Here is a 20,953-nt window from a genome sequence, read left to right as displayed (position 1 = left end):
AAGTTTAAATATATAAAAATATGAATGGAGATGATTATCTAAATGGGATTTTTTAAAAGATTAAAAAATGTTGTGGAAGCTAAGGCAAACAAAGCTATTGAGAAGCATGAAGATCCAATAGAAATGTTAGATTTATCAATAACTAAAAAAGAAAAATTACTTCAAGATGCAAAAAAACAATGCGCAAACTTTATAGCATCAGTAGATAATATAAGAAATGAGAAAAAATCATTAGAAGAGAAAATAGAAAAATACGAGCAAGCTACAAAGGCTGCATTATTAAAAGAAGATAATGATAAAGCTCAAGGGTTTGTAAAACAAAAACTAGAAATGCAAGATAAATTAAATAAAACTATAGTTAGAATAGAAGGTCAAGATAAAAAAATACAAGAAATCAAATTTAAAATTGAAGAACTAGAGCTTGAAATATCTAAAATGAAATCTAAAAAACAAGAATTAGCTACTAGACTTGATGTAGCAGAAATAAACAATGAGATTAATGAAACTTTATCAGGATTAAGTGATGATCATGGTATAAATTTAGATGAACTTGAAAAGAAAGTTCAAGAAAAAGAAAGTTATGGTAAAGCACTAGAGACTATGAAAACAAAGAGTGAAGATGATATGCTTGATGAATATATAAATGATTCACCAGTGGTTGATTCTAAAGTTGAAGATGAGCTAGAAAGAATAAAAAGAGAAATGAATAAATAGATATACTACTAAAGGTAGATGGTTAAAAGCTATCTACCTTATTTTTACGCTTAAAGAAATTATATTTAGCTAATATTTGTGGATAACTTATATAATATAGTGATATAAATGTTTTGGTGAAAGTAAAAAATGATATTTTGAGCAACGGACGAAGTCGTCTGAGTAACGGGACACGAGTTTACCGAGTGGACGTTGACGACATGAAGTGGTTCGCAGACGCAGTCGCTCAGGCGAAGGGAATTTTTATTATTTAATTTGTTAAGTTTTTTTAGGAGGTATAGTATGGACGAAAGAATTTTAAATGAAAAGAAAAAATACGATAAAATGTACACGGATTTAGTATTTGCAGCAAATGATTTAAAGCAAATGTTAAGTAGTGAAGAATTAAGAAAAAGAGTTTTTATAAGAAAGTTAGATGATTTGTCAGGGTATATAGCTTTTTTAAATGATCTAGAAAAAGAAGAAAAAAATGAAGATAAGAATATATTTTCTAAACTATTTAAAAAGAAAAATAATATAGAAGATGAAATACAATCTTACTTAACTAGAGATAAAAGAGAGTCTATAAATAAGTTAGATAAATGTAAAACGTGTAAGTGTATTAATTGCGTAAAGGAGTGTAATTTTAATAGATGTATAAACTGTAGGGAATCAGAATACACGTATGATTGTGATAAGGAAAAATTTGTATTTACAAAATCTACAGATATAGTAACTTTATATAATGGAGATGAAGAATTCAAGTTTGATGTTAAGGGATACTTAATAGAAATACAAGATCAATCATTAAGTAGATATGTATATTTGGTAGATAGTAAAGATAAAGACAATCAACAACTATTAGAGTATTTTAAGTTTAAAGGGGAAGAAAGCTATGATTCAGTAATAGATGGAGAAGATACATCAAATTTAGATAGATTATATAATAAGTTCATAGAAATGGGGTTAAATGTATAATGAACAAATTAAAAAGGAATATAACTCTTTTTTTAACTGTATTTATATTTGCTATAACTTGTGCATTTACTTTTTCAATAGAAAAGTCATATGCAACTTCAAATAAAAATGAAACTTCAAATGTTGAATACCAAGTGGCGAAAGGAAGATCCTCACATAGCTCACATAGTTCAAGTCGATCAAGTAGCAGTTTTAAATCGAGCTCAAGTAGCTTTAAGCCGAGTTCAAGTAGCTTTAAACCAAGTTCTAGCACTAGCAAACCAAGCAGTAGTTATACAAAGCCAAAATCAAGTACAACAAAACCAGATTCAGGAAGTTTTAGCACTAAACCAAAGCCTGATACAACAATAAATGAAGGAAGTACTGGAAATAATTCAAATAATAATACGACAAATCCAAAATCAAGCACAACAAAGCCTGATTCGGGAAGTTTTAGTACTAAACCAAATACAAATTCAAAATCAAATGCTAATGACAATACAAATTCTAAAAATAAAAAGAATGATTATGATGATGACTATGGAGGTAGCTCTAGTAGAAGAACATATATACCACAAGCATATGGGCGAGGCTTTTTTGGTTTTGGAGGATATAATCCATTTAGATATATGGGGTATAGAATGGGAATTAGCCCTATGATAATGGATATAGTTATGATTGTAACTGTATTAATTGTATTATACATTATAATAGACTTTATAAGAAGTAGAAAAAATAGATAGAAATTTTATTTTACCAAATTAGAAAATATATAATGAACATTGTTTTATATTGTTGTATAATGGATTATATAACAATTAAATAGTAAGTATTAGGTGTCAATAGACTTAATAGGGAATTAGATGAAAATTCTAAGCTACCCCAGTAACCGTAAAGCTGACGAAATCTAAGTATCCACTGAGAAATTGGGAAGGATTGAGAGTAGAATGAAGCTGAGCCGGGATACCTGCCAATGCTTAAAGGCTAATTATCTTCTGAGGGTTGGATAAAGGCGATTATACACGAATAGATTAAGGCATACTCTCTGAGTATGTCTTTTTAAATTGAAAAACTATGAGTGTAAAATTGTATAAGACGTATACTTTAATTAAGCTTTTATAATTAATTTATTGAAAATTATTTATTTTACAAATAAATCTCAATAAAAGGAATTAGATAAAAAAAATAGAATTATATCATTGTTATGTAAAATCAACACGAAAGGAATGAAAAAATGTCAAAATATTTAGCGTATCCATTTTTATATGATAAATCAGATGATTTAAGATGCGATTATGAAATATTTACAGATGAGATATCAAGTACAATAGGACTATTAAGGGCTTTTGTTCAAGATGAAAATTTAAAAAAAGAATTAAGTAAGATAAATGAACTTGTATATCACATGAATGCATCGCTTAGAACATTTGTAAGCTTAACAAATGATGAGTTAAAATGGTTAGAATCTAGAACCGTATTCTATCAAGATGAAATAAAAGGTATTTTTGAGAAGTTTGTTTTGCCTCAAGGCGGAGTCTGTGGTAGTTATGCACATATTATAAGGACAAAATGCAAAGCATTAGTAAGATTATTACATAGATATAAAGAAAATGGAAATGATGTAGATGAATTATTATTTGATTTTGCGAATCTATTGTCTGGGTATTTTTTTGTTCTAGCTATAAAGCTTAATAAAGATGAAGGAATACAAGAAACTGAATTTATAAGTAAAAATTATAAGTAAGGAGAATGAAAATGAAAAAAAGAATTTTAACATTAATAACTACTATTTTAGTGGTTATGCTTGCAGTCGCTGGATGCGGTCAAAAAGAAACAGTAGTAAAAGATAGAGAAGGAAATGATTTTACAGTTCCTAAAAAATTAGAAAGAATAATATCAACAGCTCCATCTAATACAGAAGTGTTAGTTGAATTAGGACTTGCAGATAAATTAGTAGCTGTTGATAAATATTCAGCTGACATACCTGGATTACCTAAAGATATAAAATTAATAGATTTTGCAAATCCGGATGCAGAGGCTATAGTATCTTTAGAGCCAGATATGATTATAGCATCAGGACACAATAAAACTGGAAATAGTGAAGATCCATTTAAAGTAGCTAAAGAGTCTGGTATAAGTGTTGCATATATACCAAGTAGTGATAGTATACAAGGTATATACGATGATATCATGTTTATAGCTGATATAACTGGTACGAAAGAAAAAGGACAAGAGATTGTAGACAATATGAAATCTCAAGTTAATGAAATAGCTAAAATAGGAAAAACAATAAAGGATAAAAAGAAAGTTTACTTTGAAATTGGGCCAGCACCAAATCTATATAGCTTTGGAAATGGAACATTTTTAAATGAGATGATAGAGTTAGTAGGTGGAGAAAATATATTCGCTGATCAAAAAGCTTGGATATCACCTAGTGAGGAATCAGTTATAGAAAAAAATCCAGATGTAATATTAACTAATGTAAATTACGTTCAAGATGCAGTAAAAGATATAAAAGGACGCGAAGGTTGGAAAAATGTAAATGCAGTGAAAAACGGACAAGTATACTTAATTGATACAAACGCATCATCAAGACCATCTCAAAATGTAGTAAAAGCGCTAAAACAAATGGCAGAGTATATAAATCCAGATGCGTACGCAAAACAAAAATAAAACTTTAGCGATTTTATCAATACCGCTAGTATTTTTTATAATTAGTATTGGAACTTCCATAGGAAGTTCCAATATTCATATATTGGATACTATGAATATAATTTTAAATAAGGTTATAAATTTACCATTAAGAGAAGGGATAGATCCAAAAGATATATCTATAATATGGGCCCTTAGGATACCGAGAGTATTATTAGCTTTTATGGTTGGAGGATGTTTGGCGGTTAGTGGATCGGTAGTCCAGTCAATACTTAAAAATGAATTGGCATCCCCGTACACGCTAGGAGTATCATCAGGAGCCTCTTTAGGAGCTGGATTAGTTATCGTTCTTGGAATATCTATACCATTTCTCGGGCAATTGACATTGCCATTAATAGGTTTTTTATTTGGGTTAATAACTGTATATGGAGTGATAGTTTTTTCTTCTAGAATAGATAAAACTATGGCGAATAATACAATTATACTAGCAGGTATGGTTTTTTCACTTTTTGTAAACGCACTACTTACAACACTTACAGCGCTTTTTAGTGAAGATATAAAAAGTATAAGTCTTTGGCAAATGGGTAGCTTCTCTATGAAGGGATGGTCATATGTGAGAGTTTTAATTCCATTTTTAATTATAGGTATTATTGGAGTTTTAAGATACACAAAAGAAATGGATATATTAACATTTGGAGAAGAACAGGCAAAGGCAGTAGGTGTAGATACAAATAGAGTTAAAAAACATTTATTTATACACTCAGCCATTTTAACTGGAAGTGCAGTAGCATTAAGTGGAACAATCGGTTTTGTAGATTTAATAGCGCCACATATGGTCAGAAGGGTATTTGGATCAAAACATAAATATGTAATACCTATGTCTTTTGTATTTGGAGGATCACTTATGGTAATAACAGACTTAATTGCCAGAACTATTGTATCTCCAGCAGAGCTTCCGGTAGGAGCTATTACAGCAATTATAGGGGCACCATTCTTTGCATATGTGTATTTTAGCAAAGGAAAGAAGTGATGACATGTTAGAAGTAAAAAAACTTTATTGTGGTTATGAAGATATTGATATTATAAAAAATGTTAATTTTAAAGTTGAAAGAGGAAAAAATCTTTGTATAGTAGGTCCAAATGGATGTGGGAAAAGTACGCTTTTGAAATCTATAGCTAATATAATAAATTACAAAGGAAGTATAACTATAGATGGTATGGAAGTTTGTAATTTTTCAAGAAAAAATCTAGCAAAAAAAGTAGGACTTATGAGCCAGATAACTCAAATATATTTCCCGTATACAATATATGAAACTGTAGCACTTGGAAGATATGCACATTCAACAGGAGTATTTAATTCTTTAAGTAAAGAAGATAAAAAAATAGTATTAGATTGTATTGAAAAGGTAGGATTAAGTGATATAAAAGATAAAAGCATAAATGAATTAAGTGGAGGACAGTTACAAAGAGTATTTTTAGCACGAACAATTGCTCAAGATCCAGAAGTTATATTATTAGATGAACCTACTAATCATCTAGACTTAAAATACCAAATTGAGTTGTTAGAACATTTATCTATATGGGCAAAAAATAATAATAAAATTGTTATTGGAGTTTTACATGATTTAAATTTAGTTCACTATTTTAGTGATGCAGTTTGCTTATTAAATCATGGGGAGATAGTTTGTTATGGAAGCTCAAGAGAAGTTTTTAATGGAGATTATTTAAAGGAAGTTTATAATATAGACATAAAGGAATTTATGTTAGAGGTTTTGGAAAAATGGAAATAAAAAAGCTTTAGCAATTTTTATAAATTGCTAAAGCTTTTTTATTGGTATAGATATTTTTGTTATATAATCTTTTGAACTATAAGATGTTAAGCTATCTAAAATACCATATTCAAAAGAAGGTCCTATCATTTCATAACCATTTTTATTTATAGTATCTATTAGTGTTTCGTAAGTTTTTCCTATATCTTTGTATTCTCCCTTATGAAGAGCTATAGCATAAAGTCCTTCAGATTTTTTTAAAACATTAGGAGCGCTTAATTTATTATGTAGAGGGAAAAATACAGAATGCGCAGTAGTATAGTTTTTACTAAGCAAATCTTCTAAAGATATTATTGTACCTACTTGATAATTGTATGGATATTTATTTTTATTAACAATAGTTAAAAGTTTTTTAAATGCTATATCAGTTTGTAAAAGTTGAAAAGGTTTTTCTACTTTTTGTGTAATAATAAATTCAGATTTTACTTCTTGAAAGTAGACTTTATCATCATATTCATTTAAACTTTCTATTGTTTCTATTTTATTCTCAAGTCTTGCTATACTTTTTTTCAAATTTTTAAGTTGAGATTGCAACTTTATTTTTTGTTCTTTTAGAAGAATTAATGCTTTGTTATCATCTCTTTTAATTAAAAAATCTTTAATTTCTTTTATAGGAATTCCAAGTTCCCTTAAAACTAGTATACTATCCAACACTTCTAATTGGTCAGACGTGTAGTACCTATATCCGTTATTTTCATCAACAACTTTAGGTTTAAATAAATCTATATTATCATAATATATTAGTGTTTGTTTGCTCATTCCATTTAACTTTGCTAATTCACCTACAGTAAAGTTCAAACATATCACCTCAAATTTTATTTTAAAAATTTCATTGACAATATAGTTACTATATCCTTCACAATTAATAATGTCAAGTAATATCAATTATTTAAAAATTTAGAGGTGAAAAAATGGAAGAAGTATTTATGAAAAAACAAAATTACAAGGAGTTTTTAAGATATGTATTTCCATCTATCATAACAATGATATTTCTATCATTTTATACTACTATAGATGGATTTTTCGTATCGAGATATGTAAACTCAGATGCACTGGCATCAATAAATATTATAATACCTATAACTTGTGTAGTATTTGGTATTGCAGTTATGCTAGCTACGGGATCTGGAGCTTTAGTTGGTATAAAGCTTGGGGAAAAAAACATAAAAGGAGCTAATGAGTTATTTTCATTTGTAACAGTAGTTTTAATTTCTATAGGAGTAGTACTTACTATTTTGGGAGTAATATTTTTAGATCCTATACTTAGATTCTTAGGAACAACTGATATATTATATCCATATGCAAAATCATATGGGGTTGTAACTGTACTTATGACTATTCCGATGATGTTAAAGTTATACTTTGAATACTATGCTAGGGTAGATGGTAGCCCTAAAGTATCTCTTTTAATGTCTTCACTAGGATTAGTTTTAAACATAGTTTTTGATTTTTTATTTATAGTAGTTTTTGATATGGGAATTTTAGGTGCTGGATTAGGAACATATATTGCTATAACTATTTCAGGAATAATAGGAATATTATATTTCAAAGGTGAAAATTCAAATTTAGAATTTACAAAACCAAAAGTTAATTTTAAAGAATTATTTAATTCTTGTTACAATGGTAGTTCAGAAATGTTTACAGAATTATCAACAGGAATAACTACTTTTTTATTTAACAAAAATATATTAACTTTTAGTGGAGAAAATGGGGTTGCTGCAATGTCGATAATAATATATATCTATTACTTTTTTATAGCTGTATATTTTGGAATTGCAGTTGGTATAGGACCTATGATTAGTTATAATTTTGGAGCTGAAAATAAAGAAAAAATAAAAGAAAGTTTAAAACATAGTTTTGTAACCATTGGATGGAGTTCTATAGTTATATTTTTAATTTCTATAATTGGAGGTAAGTATATAATATCTATATTTACTAATGATTTAGAAGTTTATACTATTGCTACATCAGGTATAAAATTATTTTCATATGGATTTTTAATAATAGGAACAAATATTTTTATGTCAGGTTACTTTACTGCTATAGGTGATGGTCAGATATCAGCAATAATATCTGTGCTTAGATCATTAGTATTTGTAGTGGTGACAATTACTATATTACCTAAATTTATAGGGTTAAATGGGATATGGTTAGCAATACCTATTGCTGAGTTATTAACTATATTTTTCTCTATTACTTTTTACTTTAGAAAAGGCACTAGGGCGTATAGAAATCAATAACTAAAATAAAATTACAATTTCGTTATTTGCTTAAATTTGAGTTTTTGTGTAAAATTTAGTTATATAAAAAAGACGCCAAGGAGAACTTATTATGAGTTTGAGAGAATTTGAATACATTGATGAAGCAGTAGAATTGTTAAATGATATAACACCGACGCTTAACATGTTATCAGAAGAACTAGTAAAATATTTTGAAGGCATATTAAATATTAACGAACAAGAATATTTAAATGTGAATTCAAGAGTAAAGAGTGAATATAGTTTAAGAGAGAAAATTATAAGAAATAAATATTTAAATAAATATAAAACACCTAAAATGTTAATACATAATTTATCAGATTTAATTGGAGTAAGATTAGAGTGTAGGTTCATAGAAGAAGAAAGAAATATATATAAACTTTTAAAATCATATTTCAATATAACTGAAGATCATATATATTACTATAACGAAGAAAATGAAAATATAAGAATTAGATTAGACAAAGACCAACCAAGAAAGCAAAAAAATGGGTTTGAAATATACAGAATAGATGGATTGTTTTTATATGGAGATAATAAAATAAATTTTGAAATCCAGATAAAATCTATGGTTAATATTTTTTGGAGTGAAATAGAGCATAATGTTATTTATAAGAATAATGCATATGTTATGATGGATAAGTTTTTAAGTGATGTATTTGCATCTATAAAGACAAATTTAACACTTATAGATAACCAATTATTATCTGTTTATAAAAACTTCAGCGGAAATAATAAAGACAAAGATAGCAAAAGAAAGTCTATGGAAAAGTTTTTAGCGAAGATTGCTTACGATACATTTGCAGAAAAAATGGAAGCTGACATAGGTTTTATAGTAGATTTTAAAAAGCCATGTGAAACAATAATCAATTATTCTTTTAATAAAGAAAAAGATGGAATGGATATAAGTGAAGATACTACAATAAAAGGACTTAAAAGGATAAATGAAATTTCTAAAAAAGATATAGACTTCAATTCAAGAATTAGATTTGGAAAGCTACCAGAGTTTGAGGATGAGTTCTGTGAAAGACTAGGAAACTTCATTATATCAAAATTAAATTGCGAATTTATATGGAATTTATTCTTTAGAATTTTATTTGAAGTTGAGCCTCTTAACAATAAAAAGGATTTTGAAAACTTTATTTTATTTATAAAAGAAAAGGTAGTTCCTATAAAATATCAAGCAAAATTAGAATTAGCTTTTGAAAGTGACAGTAAACACGTATTAAAAGATATATATATGGAAGTTGTAGAAACTTTAATAGAAATAGATTCTATAGAAATTTTATATGAGGAAAATTTAGATAGTATAAATAATATAACTAAAAAAGTAATAAATGATATATGTAGAAATGTAGATTCATTTAAAGAGTATAAATATAAGAGTGGTAAGTATAGGGAAATTTTAAATAAAAAGATAAAAGATGTAATACGAGATTAAAACAATAAAACGGCTTGGTTTAACTACATAATTAGACCAAGTCGTTTTATTATAATAAACTATTGAAAGAATATTGAAAAAAATTTAAAAAAGAAATACACTTATAGTGAAAAGACAATAAGGTTATGAGAAGAGGGGATATAATGAAAAATAGTTGTAAGATAAAGCTAAGTAAGAATATAAAATTATTTCTTACTATAAATCTTATAGCTTCTTTTGCTATGGGAATTTTTAATATGTTTGTGGGTATATATTTAAAAGAAATTGGTTATAAAGAACAGTTTGTAGGAAGCGTACTTTCAATTAATACGTTTTCTATAGCGATAGGTTCTATTTTTAGTGCGTACTTAATTGAAAGAATAGGGAGGAAAAAAAGTTTTAATTTAGGTTTTATATGTATAGCAATAGGTTCTATTTTTATAGTTTTTTTTAATGATTCGAACTTAATATTAATTATGGCAATTATAAATGGTTTTGGGATGAGTATAAAAACTACTTCAGAAGGCATGTATATACTTGAAAATACATCTGAAGAAGAACGAGTATCAGTTTTTAGTACAAATTTTATAATGTCCAATATAGGCATGATGGGAGCTTCTTTTTTAGGAGGAATTATGTCATCTTATCTAGATAATTATTTTACATCAAGTGATTCTATAAAGTATATATTTATAATAACGTCTATATTGGTTATTTTGGCATTGATCCCTATATTTTTCATGAAAGAACCTGAATATGAAAAACATAGAAACTTAAAAGATTGTTTAAAAGGATATGCATCAATATTAAATAAAAAAGTTGTAAGTTTCATGGTTTATCAATTCCTAATAGGAATAGGGGCTGGAATAATTGTACCATTTTTCAGCGTATACTTAAAATATTCTATGGATATATCAGATAATATTGTTGGTACTATACTTTCAATATCACAATTTGGGTGTATAATAGGGGGAATGATTATACCGTTTATGTCAAATAAGTTTGGAAAAGTAAAATCAGTTATAATCTGTCAATTATTATCTATTCCATTTTTACTATCAATTGCTTTTCCACAAGGAATATTTATTATAACTATTGCATTTTTTATGAGAAATGGACTTATGAATATGGCTATGCCACTTATTCAAAATTTATCTATGGAAATTGTGCATGAAAGTGAAAGAACCAATATGAGTAGTTTAATAGCGTTATCTAGTAATATTAGTAGAGCTATAGGAATTGCAATTGGTGGTTTTCTGATGGAAACTATTTCTTACACGATTCCTTATTATTTTACAGTTGTATTTTATATAATAGCAGTCATTTTATTTAGCTATATATATAAGAATGAACTTAAAACAAAAAAGAATATACAATGCTTAAATATTACAAGTAATAAATAAAACTAGCTGGAAAGCTAGTTTTTTTAAATTTTAAAAATTTAAAAATATTAAATAATGTAGAAAGATTTTAGAAAGGTTACAAGCTTAAGATTATATTATCAAATTAAATAAAGAGGTGATAAATATGAATGAAATTTTAAAAGTTGAAAACCTGACTAAAAAAAGAGGTGATAAGGTAGTTGTAGACAACTTAAGCTTTACTGTAAATCAAGGTGATATATTTGGATTTTTAGGTCCAAATGGAGCAGGTAAAAGCACTACAATGAAGATGATATTAAATTTAATTAAAAAAGATGGAGGAAAAGTTTATATTGATGGATATGATATAGATAAAAAGTTTAAAGATGCTATAAAAAATGTAGCTGCTATCATAGAAAGCCCAGCAATATACCTTGATTTAACTGCATATGAAAATTTAAAAATAGTAAAAAACTTTAGTGATACATACTCTGGTAGCTACGAAATTTATGAAGTATTAGAAATAGTAGGTCTTAAAGGCAGAGATAATGAAAAAGTTAAAAATTATTCTTTAGGAATGAAACAAAGGCTAGGTATTGCTATGGCACTTATAAAAAATCCTAAAATAATATTATTAGATGAGCCTACAAATGGATTGGATCCAAAAGGTGTTATAGAAATGAGAAAATTAATAAATGAGTTGGCGATTAAGCATAAAAAAACTATTATAATATCTTCACATGTTCTACATGAAATAGAGATGATTTGTAATAAAGTCATAATTATAAAAAATGGAAAGCAGATTTTAGAGTCTGATATAAAAAGTATAACTACTAAAAAAGATTTATTTTTCATAAAAACTACAGGTATAGGAGAAGCAGCTAAAGTTTTAAATGAAAAAAAATATGTGAAAGTAAATAAAATAGAAAAAAATGGAATAATTGTTCAGGCGAATGAGTCTAGTATAGCATTAGTAATAAAAGAACTTGTAAACAAAAACATACCTATATATGAAGTATCAGTAAGCAATAAGTCTTTAGAGGATATATTTATAGAAGTGACAGGAGGGAATTAACAATGAGCAGTATAATAAAAAATGAATTTATAACTAATAAAAAATGGTCGTTGATATTGGCTAACATTTTAATACTAGCATCAACAGCAATTACTTATTTTGCAATTACAAAAATATCTAAGGATATATTTTTAAATGAATCAGAAATAATGTTAATGTTTTTTAAATCTACAATAAGCATAATACCTCCATTTATTACAATTTTAATTTCTAAAATTATAACTGAAGAGTTTAACAATGGTGGAATGAAAATATATCTTATAAATCCTATAAGTAGAAATGAAGTTCTAATAAGTAAACTAATTTTTATATGTATAAACGTGTTGATTACTATAATAATTCAAATAATAATAAGTTTTATAACTGCTTCTTTACTAACCCAAGTTCCAGAATTAGATATGATTATAGATATAATTTATAAATATTCAGTTACATTAATACCTATAATAGGATTAATTTCAATTTTATTTATACCAGCTCTTTTAATCAATAGTTCAAGACACACTATATCATTTGGCATTTTTATAATAATTGGATTTGATATATTATGTTCGTACTTTAGTCAATTGAAACCATACAGCATAACTTATATATTAAAAAATATTATAGATATGAATAGTAATATTGTTAATAATATTATAATAAGTTTAGTTTACTTTGTATTAGGCATGATAATTTCAAGTTATATTTTCAAAAACAAGGAGATAAGATAATCTATATATAAATTAAAAAATATAGTGTCATGACTTATATATTTCAGGAGGTCTTAATGTATAATATTTTAGTTGTGGATGATGAAAAAGAAATAGTAGAATTAATAGAACTTTATTTTAGAAATAATGATTACAAAATATTTAAGGCTTATGATGGCATTGAAGCTATTAATATTATAGATGAAAATGATATCAACTTAGCTATAGTGGATATAATGATGCCGAATTTAAATGGATATTCACTAATTCAAAATATAAGAACTAAGTTAAATATACCAATAATAGTTATTTCAGCAAAAGTTGAAGGATACGATAAAATATTAGCTTTAGATATGGGAGCGGACGATTATGTTACAAAACCATTTGATCCTTTAGAATTATTAGCTAGAGTTAATGCACAAATAAGAAGAGTTTATGGATATTCGAATGCACATGAAATTGATAAAAAAGTAATCGAAATTGGAGATTTAAAATTAGATTTAGAAGCTTTCAAGTTAACAAAACATGATAAAGAAATACAACTTACATCAACAGAATTAAAAATAGTTGAATTATTCATGAAAAATCCAGGCAAAGTTTTTACAAAAAAAAATTTATTTGAATCTGTGTGGGACGAAGTTTACATAGCTGAGGATAATGCTATAATGGTTCAAATAAGTAAGATAAGGGATAAAATTGAAGATAGTAGCAAAGAACCTAAATATATAAAAACTATAAGAGGGATAGGATATAAATTTGAAAGTAAATAAACATTAAAAATATTAACTGAAAATATGGAATTAGAATTGAAACCTTAGTAATAATAATTAAAAAATTTGAAAGGAAATATTGTTTTGAGAAAAGGAAAAAGTTTATATACTATATTTATAGTAAATTCAATATTAGCAACCTTTATATTTATAATTGGTATAATAATATTTCTTTACTTGCTTTTATTTGGAATAAGCACTGTTGCAAATAGTAAAGATTTAGAAACTAAAAAAAGTAATATAGACTATTTATTTAAGGAAAATTACAATGATATAAATATTAAAAAGGTATTGAATGAGGGGGGATGGATAGAAGAAGTTAAAAATGGGAAAGTAGTAAATGTAATAGGGGTAAAAAAAGATAAAACGGAGTTTTATTCAATTGAAGATTCTATAAACAAAAAAAATATAAACTATAAGTATGAAGCAAGAGCATATAAGCAAGACGATAAATTATATGTTGTAAAGATACCAGATTATAGTTATAAGCTTTTACATGAAATGTATGGAAGTAATAAAGCTAAAATATATATTTTTTTAAGTTTGTTTTTAACAATACTTATAGTATTTTTAATGTTTGTAGTATTATCTATAATATCAATAAAAAAAATATCTAGACCACTTAAAATTTTGGAAAATGAAATAAAAAAAATGAGTGAAGGATATTCAAATGTAAGCGTCAAGTTTAATTCATATAGAGAATTTAATAAAATAAAAGAATCATTTAATAGCACTGTTGATAAGCTTGAAAAATCTGAGATAGAAAGGAAAATAGCTGAAGACAGTAAAAAGAAAATTATAAGGGATATATCTCATGATTTAAAAACACCTATAACTTCAATATTAGGATACTCTAAGGCAATATCAGAAGGATTGGTAATAAATGAAGATGAGAAAAATATATATCTAGATTATATTTACAATAAGACTAAAAGAATTAATTATTTAGTTGATGAATTGTTTATTTTTTCAAAATTAGATAGCCCAGGTTATAAGCTAAATTTAGAAAAACATGATATAAGTGAATTTTTAAGAGAATTGATAGCTTTATATTATATAGACATAGAAGAACAAGGTTTTTTAATTGAAGTAAATATACCTGAAGAAAGTATATATTCTATTATAGATACTAAAGCATTGGAAAGAGCTTTAGGAAATATAATTATAAATGCAATAAAATATAATGAGTGTGGAACAACTATCACTATAGATTTAATAAACAGTGATAAATATGTAGATATAATTATAGTGGACAATGGATATGGAATTTCAGAAGATGTCATAGAAAATATATTTGAAGAATTTGTAAGAGCTGATAAAGCGCGTAAAACAGATGGAGGAAGTGGATTGGGGCTTGCTATAACTAAAAAAATTATTGAACTTCATAATGGAGAATTAGAATTATATAGCGAGAAAGATATAGGAACAAAGTTTTCTATAAGGTTAGATAGAATATAAAAATATATTTATATATACCAAGATATTCTATTTTTTAGTGACGTACTAATATATAATATAATTAAATCAGTATTAAAAAAGGAGAGTTAAATGATAGAAATTTGGAAAGTATTGGTAGGTTTAGTAGTTATATTGTTGGTTGGAATAACTTTTTCGATTGTTGAAAATAGAAAAAAAATAAAATATATAAAACTTAATATAATAAATAACTATGGAAAAACTATTAATTTAGACGAAGTTATGATAAAGATGAAAAATGTATCCAGTTACTTTAGAAACAAAAATGGAAAAAACGTAATTGATGATATAACTTGGAATGATTTAAATATGGATGATGTTTTTAAAAAAATAAATAATACACAATCTACAGCTGGACAAGAAGTATTATATGATATGTTAAGAACGCCATTATACAATCAAAAAATTCTAACAAAACGTGATAAAGTTATAGAATATTTCAAGAATAATGGAAAAGAAAGATACGAGATACAGTTTATTTTAGGAAAGCTAGGAAAAAGCAATGAAGTTTACATAACAAATTGCTTATTTAATAAAGAAGATAATAGTAAAAGCAAACTACTAAAATTTAGATTATTAGCATGGTTACCAGCAATTAGTTTATTACTATTATTTTTAAATCCAATATGTATAATACTAACTGTAGGCTTTGTAGTTTTAAATGTATTTATAAGTCAAAAAAATAAGGTTAAAAACTACGATGCAGACGGATTTAAGTATATGATAAAATTGATTAATGCAGCAAATAAGATAAAAGAAAAAAATATTTATGAAATAGATGAAAACATAAATTCTATAGACGCAAGTTTAAAGAAATTAAAAAATATTAAAAGAAAACGTGTAGGAATTCAAGAAAAAAGTATAATGAGTGATATGGATATATTTACAGAATACGCAAATTTAGTATTTTTAAGGGAATTAATAACTTATGAAAAAGTTAAAAATACAATAATAAAAAATAAAGAGGAATTAAAACATGTATATGAATATATAGGAACTATAGATGCATTGATTGCTATAGCTTCATTTAGGGAGAGTTTAGATTTCTATACAAAACCGTATTTAAAAATTTCAGAAAAAAAAGAAGATAATACTATAGAGTTTAAAGATATATATCATCCACTTGTAAAAAATCCAGTTTTGAACAATGGTAATTTTTCAAAAGGGGTACTAATCACTGGATCTAACGCCTCTGGAAAATCTACATTTATAAAAACTATAGCAATAAATGCTATAATGGCACAAACTATATATACTTGTTTTGCTAAAGAATATAAATCTTCATATTTTAATATATATACTTCTATGGCATTAAAAGATGATATACACAGTAGTGAAAGTTATTATATAGTGGAAATTAAATCTCTTAAGAGGATATTAGATCAAGTACATAATAGTATTCCATGCTTATGCTTTGTAGATGAGATTTTAAGGGGGACAAATACAGTTGAAAGAATAGCGTCTTCTTGTGAGGTTTTAAAAAACATAGGCAATGAAAATGCATTATGTTTTGCGGCTACACATGATGTAGAACTTACATATATGCTTGATGATATATTTGAAAACTATCATTTTGAAGAGTCTATAACTGATAATGATATAAAATTTGATTATAAGCTTCATGGTGGAAGGACACGAACTAGAAATGCTATAAAGTTATTAGAATTTATGGGTTACGATAAAAATTTAGTAGAAAACGCTAATTATAGAGCTAAAAAATTCTTGGATACTGGTAAATGGAAATAGCAAACACCTTATTAAATAATAAGGTGTTTTTTTTATACAACAGATTAAATTTATATAAAAATTAAATTATATATTAGAATTGGGACGTTATATTCCATAGTATGTAGAAAATAATATTTAGGGGGAATTTTATGCACTCAAAGAGGGTAATATCTTTAGTTATGACATTAGGGTTATTAGCAGGTTCATTGACTTCAGTAAATGCATTAAATAATGAAAAACAAAATATACACATGTCACATAGAAGTATTAATGATAATAACGGAGGACCGGTAGATTTATCTATAGCTAATGAAGAAAAAATAATAGAAATGTTAAAAGAAGAATGTAAAATAGATAAAAGTGCAAGCTTTGAAGAATCAAATAGAGCTTTTAGAACCTACATGAATGAATTAGCAAAAAATAATAAAATTCAACATATAACTAAACAAGAAAATGAATTTAAATTAAAAGAAAAAAAGAATATAAAAAAACATAGCCAAAATCAGTACCAGGTAAAGAATAGTAATGAAGTTACAGAGGTAAATGTTTTGACTGTTTTGGTTGAATTCGATGATTATAAACATAGTGAGATAAAGCCAGATGAATCAAATATGTATTATGAAAACTATGGAAGAGATCATTTTGAAGATATGTTGTTTGGCGAAAATGGATATAAAGGACCTAATGGTGAAAATTTAGTGTCAATGAAGCAATATTATGAGCAACAATCAGGGGGGACTTTAAAAATAAATGGAGAAGTAACGGATTGGTATACTGTACCAGGAAGTGCAGCATCTTATGGAGCTCAGGAAGGTTCTAATAATGACATAAATGCAAGACAATTAATAAAAGATGGATTAATAGAGTTAGGTAAAGATAAAAACATAAATTTAAGTGATTTTGATAAAATAGATAGATATGATTTAGACGGAGATGGTAACTACAATGAACCAGATGGAATGATTGATTATTTGATGTTTATACATGCAGGTATGGGGCAAGAAGCTGGAGGAGGAAGTCTTGGAAGTGATGCAATATGGTCCCATAGATGGAATTTAGGAGGAATTTATCAAATAGAAGGAACACAAAGTGAAAATAGTTCAACAGGAAAATTTCTAGCGTATGACTATACTATAAATCCAGAAGATGGAGCTGGTGGAGTATTTTCTCATGAGTTTGGGCATGACTTAGGTATGCCAGATGAGTATGACACTCAGTATTCGAGTAGTTATAGTGAACCTATATCAAATTGGTCTTTGATGTCATCTGGAAGTTGGGCAGGAAAAGTACCAGGAACGGAGCCTACAGGGATAAGTCCATATAGCAAACAACTTATGCAAATTAAATACGGTGGAAATTGGCAAAAATCAACAGAGATAGATTATAAAGACTTAACACAAAAAGGTTTAACATTGGATTTGAAGCAAGCAAGTGAAACTGGTCAAACAGTAAAAGTAAATTTACCTGATTTAGAAACAGAAATAGTTAAACCATGTAGTGGTGAAAATGTGTATTGGGGTGGAAAAGGAAAAGATGGAGAGTCATTGAAAAGCTCAATGACAGCAGAAATTAATTTAAATAATACTAATAACCCACAGTTAAAATTTAAAACTTTATACGATATAGAAAAAGGATGGGATTTTGCAAGTATACAGGTTAGAGAAAAGGGCAGTCAAGATTGGAATTATATACAAGGTAACATAACTACTAAAGACCATGATCCAGGAGCGGAGATAGTCATTCCAAATGGAATAACAGGGAAATCTGATGGATGGGTAGATGCTATATTTGATTTAAGCCATTACAAAGGGAAAGATGTAGAAATAAAATTTGAATATCATACAGACAAATATACTTTTGGAAGTGGATTTTATGTAGATGATATAAGAATATTTGATGATAACAATGAATTATTCTTTGATAATGCAGAAGAAGTATCTAAATTCGAACTGAATGGATTTAACATTGATAAAGGTAAGATTTATTCTAAAAACTATTACTTAATAGAATGGAGAAATCATGAAGGCGTAGATAAAGGTTTAGCTGGAATAAACTCATTTGGGCAGATATATGGATATGACCCAGGTATGGTTGTATGGTATGTAAATGAATATTATACTGAAAACTGGACTGGAGTACATCCTGGAGGTGGATATTTATCAGTTGTAGATGCAGATCAAACAAATATACCTTGGCATTTTTATGATAAAGAAACTGAATCATCAATAGCTAGTAATAAATATCAAATGCATGATGCAGCATTTAGTTCTAAAAAAGGGAGTAAATTTTCTATAGATGCAGGAGCATCATATGGAAGAGTAGCTATAGACAAATATTCATCTTCAAATCCTAAGTTTAGCGATAATAAAGATTTTACTAATCAAGCAGCTCCAGAATTAGGTGTTAAGGTTCCGAAGTTAGGAATGGAGATAAAAATATTACATCAAGCAAAAGATAATAGTAGTGCTAAAATTAATATAAGTAAAAAATAAAATAAATACCCCTTATATCAAGTACTGATATGCTCCCTTTATAGTAGACAGTTAAAATAATAAAAACTGTTTCTATGAGGGGGCATATTTTTATAGATAAAATTTAAAAATAAAGGTAAATTTATAAAGTTGAATTACTACATTTTGGGCAAATAAAGCAAGAAGTTTTATTTTTTCAACAGAATTATCACCTTCCGTTATAGCTCATCTGTGAAAATCATAGAAAAAAATAAAAAAAATGAATGATTTTATAAAAAACGTTGCGTGCGCAACTAATATATATTATAATGAGTTTAAAATAAATACATTGGCATATGGAGGAGTAGAAATGAAAAAATATGAACCTCTTGGAGATTTAATATATTTTATATCAAAAGAACTAAAATCAAGAATGGATGAATCTTTAAAAGATAGAAATTTAGGACAAGGACAGTTATTAACATTAATGACGTTATTTAGACTAAAAGATAATGATGAAATTAATCAAGAAGAGCTAGCGAGGTTCATGGGAATCAACAAAGCTAATACAAGTAGAAATTTGAATAAATTAAAAGAAGGTGGATTTATAGTTATAAATCAAAGTAAAGAAGATCAAAGGAAAAAAAATATTGAACTTACAAACAAAGCTTTTGAAGAATTTTTATATTTAGAAATAATTATGAGAAAAATTCATAATGAAATGATATCTGGATTAGATTCATCTTCTTTGGATTGTACTCTATCTACATTGATAAAGATGAAAGAAAACTTATGCAATAAATAGGACTTAAATATTAGGAGGCAGATATGAAGATTAATATATTATATTTTTCAGGAACAGGAAATACACAATATGTAGGAGAGTATTTAGCTAAAAAACTAAAGAATGAAAAACATATAGTTAAAATTAATAGTATAGATGAAAACCCTACAGTTGATGCAGATGTAGATTTGCTTATAATTGGAGGACCAAATTATGCATCAAATGTACCTGAAAAACTTTTAAAATGGGTAGTTAAAAATGTACCTAAAAATAAATCTAATGCCATAGTTTACTGCACATCAGCAGGAACAGTTAATGCTCATGGAGTGGACTCATTAGAAAATAAATTGAAAAAAAAGGGATATAACATTGTTAGTAAAGAAACTTATACAATGCCTAGAAATTTTTATTTTGGAAAATATCCTCAAAATACAGACGATGAGATTCATCAAATATTAAATCAAACAAACTATCAGTTAGACCAGTTGTTAAATAATATAAAATTCAATAATTATAAGCATAAAAATAAATCAACAGATAGTATATTAAAACTAGATTTTTTTGCTAAGTTATTCAACTTAATAGCAAAATTTATAGGTAAAAGCTTCTCAGTAGATGATAGTTGTATAAAATGTGGTAAATGCATAAATAATTGCCCTAAAGCAAATATAAGTTATGATAAAAATAAAAAAGTGAAATTTGGATATGATTGTATGGCTTGTATGAGGTGTATACACAACTGTCCTAAACACTCAATAAGTTATAATAATAAAAAGTACGACCAATATAATTTAAATCAATACATGAA

The 20,953-nt window shown here is 26.5% G+C and carries 19 protein-coding genes and 1 riboswitch; of the genes, 18 read left to right on the top strand and 1 reads right to left on the bottom strand.

The genetic code is table 11. From position 1 onward, the window contains the following. Window positions 1-42: 42 nt before the first annotated feature. The 7 genes from VN21_RS11350 to VN21_RS11320 all read left to right on the top strand — a co-directional run bounded on the left by VN21_RS11350 (window position 43) and on the right by VN21_RS11320 (window position 6,092). Window positions 43-714: a PspA/IM30 family protein gene (locus VN21_RS11350; RefSeq protein WP_046823380.1), complete on the top strand. Its 672-nt coding sequence runs from the start codon at window positions 43-45 to the stop codon at window positions 712-714. A gap of 282 nt (window positions 715-996) precedes the next feature. Then, window positions 997-1,671 carry a hypothetical protein gene (locus VN21_RS11345; RefSeq protein WP_046823379.1) on the top strand — a complete coding sequence of 225 codons (675 nt, stop codon included), beginning with the start codon at window positions 997-999 and terminating at the stop codon, window positions 1,669-1,671. After that, on the top strand, window positions 1,671-2,393 hold the full coding sequence (locus VN21_RS17905) for a hypothetical protein (protein ID WP_052952049.1): 723 nt from the start codon (window positions 1,671-1,673) through the stop codon (window positions 2,391-2,393). Before VN21_RS11345 ends, VN21_RS17905 begins: the two co-directional genes overlap by 1 nt. A gap of 73 nt (window positions 2,394-2,466) precedes the next feature. Next, a riboswitch (cobalamin riboswitch) is annotated at window positions 2,467-2,639 on the top strand. Between the two features lie 245 nt (window positions 2,640-2,884). Next, window positions 2,885-3,394 carry an ATP:cob(I)alamin adenosyltransferase gene (locus tag VN21_RS11335; protein ID WP_046823378.1) on the top strand — a complete coding sequence of 170 codons (510 nt, stop codon included), beginning with the start codon at window positions 2,885-2,887 and terminating at the stop codon, window positions 3,392-3,394. A gap of 11 nt (window positions 3,395-3,405) precedes the next feature. Next, window positions 3,406-4,323, top strand: a complete 918-nt coding sequence (locus tag VN21_RS11330) for an ABC transporter substrate-binding protein (protein WP_332840876.1) — start codon at window positions 3,406-3,408, stop codon at window positions 4,321-4,323. After that, entirely contained in the window at window positions 4,301-5,332 is a 1,032-nt protein-coding gene (locus VN21_RS11325; RefSeq protein ID WP_046823376.1) for a FecCD family ABC transporter permease, read from the top strand. The genes VN21_RS11330 and VN21_RS11325 overlap by 23 nt, the downstream gene beginning before the upstream one ends. After that, window positions 5,304-6,092: an ABC transporter ATP-binding protein gene (locus VN21_RS11320; protein ID WP_332840875.1), complete on the top strand. Its 789-nt coding sequence runs from the start codon at window positions 5,304-5,306 to the stop codon at window positions 6,090-6,092. The genes VN21_RS11325 and VN21_RS11320 overlap by 29 nt, the downstream gene beginning before the upstream one ends. A gap of 27 nt (window positions 6,093-6,119) precedes the next feature. On the opposite strand, the gene VN21_RS11315 is transcribed toward VN21_RS11320, so the two are convergent. Further along, a complete protein-coding gene (locus tag VN21_RS11315; protein WP_046823375.1) occupies window positions 6,120-6,929 on the bottom strand; it encodes a MerR family transcriptional regulator in 810 nt (269 codons plus the stop codon). A 113-nt stretch (window positions 6,930-7,042) separates the two neighbouring features. Here VN21_RS11315 and VN21_RS11310 point away from each other — a divergent pair, with 113 nt between their 5' ends. The 11 genes from VN21_RS11310 to VN21_RS11260 all read left to right on the top strand — a co-directional run. Then, a complete protein-coding gene (locus tag VN21_RS11310) occupies window positions 7,043-8,371 on the top strand; it encodes an MATE family efflux transporter (protein WP_046823374.1) in 1,329 nt (442 codons plus the stop codon). Window positions 8,372-8,462: 91 nt separating this feature from the next. Further along, window positions 8,463-9,830, top strand: coding sequence for a GTP pyrophosphokinase (locus VN21_RS11305; protein WP_046823373.1), 1,368 nt, complete (start codon window positions 8,463-8,465; stop codon window positions 9,828-9,830). 143 nt (window positions 9,831-9,973) lie between these two features. Further along, on the top strand, window positions 9,974-11,212 hold the full coding sequence (locus tag VN21_RS11300) for an MFS transporter (RefSeq protein ID WP_046823372.1): 1,239 nt from the start codon (window positions 9,974-9,976) through the stop codon (window positions 11,210-11,212). Window positions 11,213-11,336: 124 nt separating this feature from the next. Further along, window positions 11,337-12,245 (top strand): ABC transporter ATP-binding protein, encoded by a 909-nt coding sequence (locus VN21_RS11295; protein ID WP_046823371.1) that lies wholly within the window; start codon window positions 11,337-11,339, stop codon window positions 12,243-12,245. 2 nt (window positions 12,246-12,247) lie between these two features. Further along, window positions 12,248-12,958, top strand: a complete 711-nt coding sequence (locus VN21_RS11290) for an ABC transporter permease (protein ID WP_046823370.1) — start codon at window positions 12,248-12,250, stop codon at window positions 12,956-12,958. Window positions 12,959-13,014: 56 nt separating this feature from the next. Beyond that, window positions 13,015-13,707 carry a response regulator transcription factor gene (locus VN21_RS11285; protein WP_046823369.1) on the top strand — a complete coding sequence of 231 codons (693 nt, stop codon included), beginning with the start codon at window positions 13,015-13,017 and terminating at the stop codon, window positions 13,705-13,707. A gap of 84 nt (window positions 13,708-13,791) precedes the next feature. Further along, window positions 13,792-15,165, top strand: a complete 1,374-nt coding sequence (locus VN21_RS11280; protein ID WP_046823368.1) for a HAMP domain-containing sensor histidine kinase — start codon at window positions 13,792-13,794, stop codon at window positions 15,163-15,165. Window positions 15,166-15,255: 90 nt separating this feature from the next. Further along, complete coding sequence (locus VN21_RS11275; protein ID WP_046823367.1) at window positions 15,256-16,929, top strand: MutS-related protein; 1,674 nt, start codon at window positions 15,256-15,258, stop codon at window positions 16,927-16,929. 131 nt (window positions 16,930-17,060) lie between these two features. Then, window positions 17,061-19,403, top strand: a complete 2,343-nt coding sequence (locus VN21_RS11270; RefSeq protein ID WP_046823366.1) for an immune inhibitor A domain-containing protein — start codon at window positions 17,061-17,063, stop codon at window positions 19,401-19,403. A 328-nt stretch (window positions 19,404-19,731) separates the two neighbouring features. Further along, window positions 19,732-20,166, top strand: a complete 435-nt coding sequence (locus VN21_RS11265) for a MarR family winged helix-turn-helix transcriptional regulator (RefSeq protein WP_046823365.1) — start codon at window positions 19,732-19,734, stop codon at window positions 20,164-20,166. A 23-nt stretch (window positions 20,167-20,189) separates the two neighbouring features. Continuing rightward, window positions 20,190-20,953, top strand: a 764-nt coding sequence (locus tag VN21_RS11260) for an EFR1 family ferrodoxin (RefSeq protein WP_046823364.1), incomplete at its 3' end; no start/stop codon positions are given.

Source organism: Paraclostridium benzoelyticum (assembly GCF_001006285.1).
Classification (GTDB): domain Bacteria; phylum Bacillota; class Clostridia; order Peptostreptococcales; family Peptostreptococcaceae; genus Paraclostridium; species Paraclostridium benzoelyticum.
Note: the sequence above shows the minus strand (reverse complement) of the source record. Positions and strands in the feature narration are given on the sequence as shown.

Bases quoted from the DNA above. Each gene is read 5' to 3' on its own strand.
- VN21_RS11350 (WP_046823380.1), top strand. From the start codon at position 43: ATGGGATTTTTTAAAAGATTAAAAAATGTTGTGGAAGCTAAGGCAAAC.
- VN21_RS11345 (WP_046823379.1), top strand. From the start codon at position 997: ATGGACGAAAGAATTTTAAATGAAAAGAAAAAATACGATAAAATGTAC.
- VN21_RS17905 (WP_052952049.1), top strand. From the start codon at position 1,671: ATGAACAAATTAAAAAGGAATATAACTCTTTTTTTAACTGTATTTATA.
- VN21_RS11335 (WP_046823378.1), top strand. From the start codon at position 2,885: ATGTCAAAATATTTAGCGTATCCATTTTTATATGATAAATCAGATGAT.
- VN21_RS11330 (WP_332840876.1), top strand. From the start codon at position 3,406: ATGAAAAAAAGAATTTTAACATTAATAACTACTATTTTAGTGGTTATG.
- VN21_RS11325 (WP_046823376.1), top strand. From the start codon at position 4,301: ATGCGTACGCAAAACAAAAATAAAACTTTAGCGATTTTATCAATACCG.
- VN21_RS11320 (WP_332840875.1), top strand. From the start codon at position 5,304: ATGTGTATTTTAGCAAAGGAAAGAAGTGATGACATGTTAGAAGTAAAA.
- VN21_RS11310 (WP_046823374.1), top strand. From the start codon at position 7,043: ATGGAAGAAGTATTTATGAAAAAACAAAATTACAAGGAGTTTTTAAGA.
- VN21_RS11305 (WP_046823373.1), top strand. From the start codon at position 8,463: ATGAGTTTGAGAGAATTTGAATACATTGATGAAGCAGTAGAATTGTTA.
- VN21_RS11300 (WP_046823372.1), top strand. From the start codon at position 9,974: ATGAAAAATAGTTGTAAGATAAAGCTAAGTAAGAATATAAAATTATTT.
- VN21_RS11295 (WP_046823371.1), top strand. From the start codon at position 11,337: ATGAATGAAATTTTAAAAGTTGAAAACCTGACTAAAAAAAGAGGTGAT.
- VN21_RS11290 (WP_046823370.1), top strand. From the start codon at position 12,248: ATGAGCAGTATAATAAAAAATGAATTTATAACTAATAAAAAATGGTCG.
- VN21_RS11285 (WP_046823369.1), top strand. From the start codon at position 13,015: ATGTATAATATTTTAGTTGTGGATGATGAAAAAGAAATAGTAGAATTA.
- VN21_RS11275 (WP_046823367.1), top strand. From the start codon at position 15,256: ATGATAGAAATTTGGAAAGTATTGGTAGGTTTAGTAGTTATATTGTTG.
- VN21_RS11270 (WP_046823366.1), top strand. From the start codon at position 17,061: ATGCACTCAAAGAGGGTAATATCTTTAGTTATGACATTAGGGTTATTA.
- VN21_RS11265 (WP_046823365.1), top strand. From the start codon at position 19,732: ATGAAAAAATATGAACCTCTTGGAGATTTAATATATTTTATATCAAAA.